General features: G+C 42.0%; 9 protein-coding genes. 7 read left to right on the top strand and 2 right to left on the bottom strand.

The window, feature by feature from the left end; all coding sequences use genetic code 11:
* The 7 genes from HSISS2_RS08425 to HSISS2_RS08395 form a co-directional block, all read left to right on the top strand.
* A partial coding sequence (locus tag HSISS2_RS08425; RefSeq protein ID WP_042767111.1) for an HAD-IC family P-type ATPase occupies positions 1 to 698 on the top strand: 698 nt, incomplete at its 5' end.
* Positions 699 to 771: 73 nt separating this feature from the next.
* A complete protein-coding gene (locus HSISS2_RS08420) occupies positions 772 to 975 on the top strand; it encodes a heavy-metal-associated domain-containing protein (RefSeq protein WP_021146330.1) in 204 nt (67 codons plus the stop codon).
* Positions 976 to 1,111: 136 nt separating this feature from the next.
* Positions 1,112 to 2,158, top strand: coding sequence for a D-alanine--D-alanine ligase (locus HSISS2_RS08415; RefSeq protein WP_021146329.1), 1,047 nt, complete (start codon positions 1,112 to 1,114; stop codon positions 2,156 to 2,158).
* A gap of 492 nt (positions 2,159 to 2,650) precedes the next feature.
* Positions 2,651 to 3,331, top strand: a complete 681-nt coding sequence (locus HSISS2_RS08410) for an amino acid ABC transporter permease (RefSeq protein WP_021146328.1) — start codon at positions 2,651 to 2,653, stop codon at positions 3,329 to 3,331.
* Positions 3,291 to 3,968: an amino acid ABC transporter permease gene (locus tag HSISS2_RS08405; RefSeq protein WP_008535333.1), complete on the top strand. Its 678-nt coding sequence runs from the start codon at positions 3,291 to 3,293 to the stop codon at positions 3,966 to 3,968. The genes HSISS2_RS08410 and HSISS2_RS08405 overlap by 41 nt, the downstream gene beginning before the upstream one ends.
* 1 nt (position 3,969) lies before the next feature.
* Positions 3,970 to 4,728, top strand: coding sequence for an amino acid ABC transporter ATP-binding protein (locus HSISS2_RS08400; protein WP_021146327.1), 759 nt, complete (start codon positions 3,970 to 3,972; stop codon positions 4,726 to 4,728).
* 42 nt (positions 4,729 to 4,770) lie between these two features.
* Positions 4,771 to 5,625, top strand: coding sequence for a cysteine ABC transporter substrate-binding protein (locus HSISS2_RS08395; protein WP_002887768.1), 855 nt, complete (start codon positions 4,771 to 4,773; stop codon positions 5,623 to 5,625).
* A 93-nt stretch (positions 5,626 to 5,718) separates the two neighbouring features.
* Here the strand turns inward: HSISS2_RS08395 and HSISS2_RS08390 are convergent, their stop codons facing one another.
* The gene (locus HSISS2_RS08390; protein ID WP_021146326.1) at positions 5,719 to 6,408 is read right to left on the bottom strand and encodes a hypothetical protein; all 690 of its coding nucleotides are present in this window, start codon (positions 6,406 to 6,408) and stop codon (positions 5,719 to 5,721) included.
* Entirely contained in the window at positions 6,377 to 7,072 is a 696-nt protein-coding gene (locus HSISS2_RS08385) for a hypothetical protein (RefSeq protein ID WP_021146325.1), read from the bottom strand. Before HSISS2_RS08385 ends, HSISS2_RS08390 begins: the two co-directional genes overlap by 32 nt.
* Positions 7,073 to 7,165 lie beyond the last annotated feature (93 nt).

Genomic DNA, 7,165 nt, shown 5'->3' with positions numbered 1-7,165 from the left:
TAGCTGGAAATCAAACCCTTATGACAGAGGAAAGAGTCGACTTGACTTCAGCACAAGCTGATTTCCAACACTTGACGGCTGATGGTCAAACTCCTATTTTCCTGGCTGAAGATGGTAAGTTAATCGGACTCTTCGGTGTAGCCGATCAGGTTAAAGAAGACAGTGCAGATATGGTGGCAGCTCTTCATCAAATGGGCAAGGAAGTCATCATGTTGACTGGGGATAATGACCAAACAGCTCAAGCTATCGCTCAAAAGGTTGGCATCAAACGTGTTATTAGTCAAGTGCTTCCGCAAGAGAAATCTAGGGTGATTAGCGACCTTCAGGCAGAAGGAAAATCAGTCATCATGGTTGGTGATGGTATCAATGATGCCCCAGCCCTTGCGACTGCCGATATCGGTATTGCCATGGGTTCAGGGACAGATATTGCTATGGAAAGTGCCGATATGGTCCTTATGAAACCCAACCTCATGGATGTCGTTAAGGCTCTGAAAATTAGTCAGGCGACGATTACAACGATAAAAGAGAACCTCTTTTGGGCCTTTATCTACAATATCTTGTCTATCCCAGTAGCTATGGGTGTCCTCCACCTCTTTGGAGGTCCCCTTCTTGACCCAATGATAGCAGGACTTGCCATGAGCTTTAGCTCTGTTTCGGTCGTCCTTAATGCTCTGCGCCTCAAACGTCGCAAAGTCTAAGCATTGATTGCTTGTGACCTCTTCGACTTAAGCTGTGTACTAAAAAATAATTAAAGAAAAGGAAGAAAGAAAAATGACAAAAACATATAACATCACAGGAATGAAATGCCAAGGCTGTGTCAACACCGTTACTGAAAAACTCTCCGCTATCAAAGGCGTAGACAAGGTTCAAGTTGACCTTGAAAACAAACAAGTCACTATCGAAGGGAAACCTTGGAAATGGTCTCTCAAACGTGCCCTTAAAGGTACTAAGTTCGAGCTTGGTGACGAAATTTAAGACAGGAATGAAACAGCTATTAGGCTGTTTTTTTGCCTATAATCTTTTTGAAAATCCCTTCCTTTTGTGATATGATTAAGGTAATTATGTTCTCAAAACTGAGACTAGAAAATCAAGAAAAGAAAACGGTATACCTATGTCTAAACAAACCCTTATCCTTCTCTACGGTGGACGTTCAGCAGAACGTGAAGTGTCTGTGCTCTCAGCTGAGAGTGTTATGCGTGCGGTGGATTACAGCGCATTTGAGGTTAAAACCTACTTTATCACTCAGTCTGGTGATTTCATCAAAACACAAGAATTTACAGAAACACCAAGTGATGATGAGAAGCTCATGACTAATGACACAGTTGTGGCTAGTCAGGCTATCAAACCAAGCGATATTTATGAGGAAGGCGCTGTGGTATTCCCTGTGCTCCATGGACCTATGGGTGAGGATGGATCTATCCAAGGTTTCCTCGAAACCCTCAAGTTGCCATACGTGGGTACTAATGTCTTGTCATCAAGTGTGGCTATGGACAAGATTATGACCAAGAATATTCTTGAAGTTGCAGGTGTCCCTCAGGTTGCCTACACAGTCTACATCGAGGGTGAAGATTTGGAAGCAGCAGTAGCAGAGACGCTTGAAAAATTGACCTTCCCAGTTTTCGTAAAACCTGCTAACATGGGGTCATCTGTTGGGATTTCGAAAGCTGAAAACGAAGCGGAGCTTCGTGCAGCGATTGATCTAGCTCTCAAATATGATAGCCGTATCTTGATTGAGCAAGGTGTGGTTGCCCGTGAAATCGAGGTTGGTATCCTTGGAAATACAACTGTCAAAACGACAGATCCAGGTGAAGTGGTCAAAGACGTGGCTTTCTATGATTACCAAGCTAAATACATTGACAATAAGATTACCATGGACATCCCAGCTCACGTGCCTGCAGAAGTCATGACGCAAATGCGTACCTATGCAGCCAAGGCCTTCCGTGCTCTTGGTGGTTGTGGTCTTGCTCGCTGTGATTTCTTCCTGACAGAGGATGGAGCCATCTACCTTAACGAGCTCAATACCATGCCAGGTTTCACTCAATGGTCAATGTACCCACTACTTTGGGAAAATATGGGACTATCATACTCAGACCTTATCAAGGAATTGGTAGCCTTGGGACAAGAAATGTTTGAAAAACGTGAAAGCCATTTGATTTAAGCACTATGATTTAGATGACAGACATCTTAGTCTTGGAGAAATCTCTGAGACTGAGGTGTTTTTTCTTTACAGAAATCTAGATTTTATTTATATCTTTTCTTTATCACCTCGATAAAAAATACATATTATCCAAATAATCTAACAGGTGGTAGAATAAATCTAACGTTTCAAATGCGAGAGAAGGGTCAAAGGGCTAGAAGTAGATGTCAGTGAGTGCTCACGGAATTTTACACGCCTTTTGTATCTTGTAGAATTGAACACAGGCTAAATTCCTAGAGTAAAAGACAAACTTCCTAGTGTGCCCGCACACGCCGTCAGTTTCCTATTTGCCTTACGGAATTTTCTACGCCCTTTGTATCTTATGGAATTGAACACAGGCTAAATTCCTAGAGCAAAAGATAAACTTCCTAGTGTGCTAGCACCCGTCGTCAGTTTCCTATTTGCTTACGGAATTCTATACGCCTTTTGTATCTTGTTTTGAGGAGGTAAGTTTTGGACTGGTCCATTGTTCAACAGTATTTGCCCTTTTATCAGAAGGCATTCTTTTTAACTTTACATATTGCCGTTCTGGGGATTCTTGGTTCCTTCCTTTTGGGCTTGGTGGTGAGTGTTATTCGTCATTACCGAGTGCCGATTTTGAGTCAGCTTTCGACGGCTTATATTGAGTTATCTCGTAATACGCCGCTCTTGATTCAACTTTTCTTTCTCTACTTTGGCTTGCCTCGTATAGGTTTGGTTCTATCGTCAGAGGCTTGTGCTGTGGTAGGTTTGATTTTCTTGGGTGGTTCCTATATGGCGGAGTCCTTCCGAAGTGGCCTAGAGGCTGTTAGTCAGACCCAGCATGAAGTGGGGTTGTCTATTGGTTTGACGCCATTCCAAGTCTTTCGCTATGTGGTCCTTCCTCAGGCAGTGGCTGTGGCGCTTCCGTCATTTAGTGCTAACGTCATCTTCCTTATCAAGGAAACGTCAGTATTCTCAGCGGTAGCCTTGGCGGATTTGATGTATGTGGCCAAGGATTTGATTGGTCTTTACTACGAAACCGATGTAGCTCTAGGTATGTTGGTGGTGGCTTATCTCTTGATGTTGCTACCGATTTCCCTAGTCTTTAGTTGGATTGAAAGGAGGTTACGCTATGCAGGATTCGGGCTTTCAAGTTCTTCTTCAGGGGAATAATTTCCTACGTATCATACAAGGTCTAGGCGTAACTATTTGGATTTCCATCGTTTCGGTGCTTCTTTCCCTTTTATTGGGGACCCTTTTGGGAATTGTCATGACGTCGAAATCTAAGATTATTCGTTTTTTGTCACGTATTTATCTGGAATTTATTCGTATCATGCCCCAATTGGTTTTGCTCTTTATTGTCTATTTTGGCCTGGCTAGAAACTTTAACATCAATATCTCAGGTGAGTTATCGGCTATTATTGTCTTTACCCTTTGGGGGACGGCTGAGATGGGTGATTTGGTGCGTGGGTCAATCACGTCGCTCCCTAGGCACCAGTTTGAGAGCGGAAGGGCCCTGGGCTTGACCAACAGTCAACTTTACACTTATGTGATTATTCCGCAAGTCTTGCGTCGCTTGTTGCCTCAGGCCATTAACCTGGTGACCCGGATGATTAAGACCACGTCTTTGGTGGTGTTGATTGGTGTGGTTGAGGTGACCAAGGTTGGTCAGCAGATTATCGATAGTAACCGCTTGACTATCCCAACAGCTTCTTTCTGGATCTATGGTACGATTTTGATTCTTTATTTTGCCATTTGTTATCCAGTTTCTAAGCTGTCTACTTATCTTGAAAATCGTTGGAGGAATTAAGATGACCGAAAGCATTTTACAAATCAAGGATTTGAAAAAGTCCTTTGGGGACAATGAAATTCTCAAAGGTATCTCCTTGGACCTTAAACAAGGTGAAGTCGTTGTTATCCTGGGTTCCTCAGGTTGTGGGAAATCGACACTCCTACGTTGTATCAATGGCTTAGAGACCATCCAAGGAGGCGATATTCTCCTAGACGGTAAGTCTATCACTGGTAGTAAGAAGGATTTCCATCTGATTCGTCAGAAAATCGGCATGGTCTTTCAAAGTTATGACCTCTTTCCACATTTGGATATCCTACAAAATCTGATTTTGGGGCCGGTCAAAGCCCAAGGGCGTAACAAGGAAGAAGTCATCGCCGAGGCTGAGAAACTTTTGGAGCGTGTGGGACTTCTGGACAAGAAGCATAGCTTCGCGCGACAACTATCGGGTGGTCAAAAGCAGCGTGTAGCCATTGTCCGTTCCCTGCTTATGCATCCTGAAGTTATCCTCTTTGATGAGGTGACGGCCTCGCTTGACCCTGAGATGGTTCGTGAGGTTCTGGAATTGATCAATGACCTCGCTCAAGAAGGACGCACCATGTTGATTGTAACCCATGAGCTTCAGTTTGCGCGTGCCATCGCTGACCGTATTATCTTTATGGATCAGGGAGTCATCGCTGAGGAAGGTACTGCTGAAGAATTCTTCAATCATCCAAAGACTAAGCGAGCTCAAGAGTTCCTCAATGTCTTTGACTTCAGTCAGTTTGGTGCCTATTTGTAACCCATTGTTTTTAGTGAAAATAAATTATTTTAGGAGAGAATTATGAAACTAACAAAGAAAATTTTTGCCCTATTAGCCCTCGTCTTTGCCTTGGTTGCAGTGACGGCTTGCTCAAGCAACAGTAGCTCTGGTAAATCAACAGCCAAAGCACGTACCATTGCAGAAATTAAGAAGAGTGGTGAGCTTCGTATCGCCGTCTTTGCGGACAAGAAGCCTTTCGGTTATGTAGATAGCAAGGGTGCTTACCAAGGTTACGATATTGAACTTGGTAACCGTTTGGCTAAAGACTTGGGTGTAAAACCTAAATACGTCTCAGTAGATGCGGCCAACCGTGCCGAATTCTTAATTTCAAACAAGGTAGATATTACACTTGCCAACTTTACAGTGACTGATGAACGTAAGAAACAAGTGGACTTCGCCCTTCCTTACATGAAAGTCTCAATCGGTGTGGTATCACCTAAAGACAAGGTCATCAAGGACGTTAAAGAACTTGAAGGTAAGACTTTGATTGTTACTAAAGGGACAACTGCTGAAACTTACTTTGAAAAGAACTATCCAAATATCAAATTGCAAAAGTATGACCAATACAGCGATGCTTATCAAGCCCTCCTTGACGGTCGTGGTGATGCCTTCTCAACTGATAATACCGAAGTTCTTGCTTGGGCTCTAGAAAATAAAGGTTATGAAGTCGGAATTACATCACTTGGTAACCCAGATACTATCGCTCCAGCCGTTCAAAAAGGTAACAAAGAACTCCTCGACTTTATCAATAAAGACATTAAGAAACTTGGCGAAGAGAATTTCTTCCACAAAGATTATGAAAAGACACTTCACCCAACTTACGGTGATTCAGCTAAAGCTGATGACCTCGTGGTTGAAGGTGGCGAAGTGAAATAAGACTGTCCCCCTCTTAAAGAGGCAAGTCTTGCTTAATAAGAATAAAACAACCACTCCTGCTTATATCTAGTCTAGCTAGAAGCAGGAGTGGTTTTATTTGTTTTTATTTTTCCTTTTGATCTTCCATTCAACAAAAAGGACATAGCTAAACAAGCCTCCCAACATACCAAATAGGAGATAGGGTTCCAGACGATCAGACAAGGTTATTCGTTGACCGTAAGGGGATTTAGAGCCATCTTTCCAAGTAATGGTTTTGTCCCTATCATCAATCCTTTTGTAGGACTCACCATTATAAGTCAAATAATGATCCTTCCGTACATACATATTCAAATAGTTAAGGCCGTTCTTTGTGGGAAGGTCTGAGAACAGACTTTCCTTGGCGTAAACTTCAATGTAGATGGTTCCATCTTTAAGACCTTTAATTTTCTGAGTTCGAGCATTTTTGATAAGGAGTTTTCCATCTTGTATAATTTCCCAATCGTACTTACGACTTTTTCCTCCTTCGTTATAGGAAATAGCAAGCTTGTGATTTTCAGACTGCCATAGCCCGTAGATACTGTCTTTATAAACGTTATGATCAAAGAAAATACCATAGATAATGAGTATAGGTAAGAGGATTAGGAAACCTATCCCAAAAATGTTGGCTAAACGGTCTGTAAAGTTATCCCAGTGTGCTCGCCATCCCGTTTTGCGTTTCTGTTGTTTCCGATATGCTTTTTGTGAATGATACTTTCGGTTGAGATTCTTTCGGTCAGCGTATTTTCTTTTTGTTTGGTGTCTCATTGAGCTTCTCTTTCCTCTTTTTCCGAGCCTCTATGATGGTAACTAATAATAAAATACCCATAAGTATCAAATAGAAGGCTTCAACAACTTCATCTATAGTAGTTTTACGTTCTCCATAAGGGCTGGTAGAACCATCTTTCCAAGTGATGGACTTGTTTCCGGAGTCTATTCGCTTATAGGAGTCACCATCGTAAGTGAGATAATTGTCTTTGCGAAGATAAAAATCCATATAGCTGAAACCATCCTTGGTGGGTAGGTCAGTCAGGTAGCCTTCTACAGTATAAAGCTCCATGTAGAGGGTACCGTCATTGAATCGCTTGATTGGGCGAGTCCTAGCAGCATAGATAATATACTTACCATCCTGTACAACTTGCCAGTCTATATTTCCTCCTTTCTGAAGATGCTTATAGGAAATCGCTAACTTATGATGATCAGACTGCCAGAGACCATAAATGTTATCTTTGTTGACGGTATAATGATGGTAATAATAAAAACCACCATACAGCAGTGCTAGTATTATTAAGATGATCAATTCAGATGTTGGCTCTAGTAGAATTAGCTTTCTCCAATTAAAACGCCACCTTTTGGGTTCTTCAATACTTTGGCAGTCACTTTTTCTGTTTTTCTCTTTGTTAGAGGGACGAATTGATTTTTTCTTTGTCATGCCTAATCCTTTCATCAACCATTGTAACAAATTCACCTCCCAAGCAAAAGCTAGGCCGATTTGTGATATAATTGGAGGGTATATTGAGAGACA

Source organism: Streptococcus sp. HSISS2 (genome assembly GCF_000448665.1).
In the GTDB taxonomy this organism is placed as follows: Bacteria; Bacillota; Bacilli; order Lactobacillales; family Streptococcaceae; genus Streptococcus; species Streptococcus raffinosi.
This window is presented reverse-complemented; position numbering and strand designations above follow the sequence as displayed.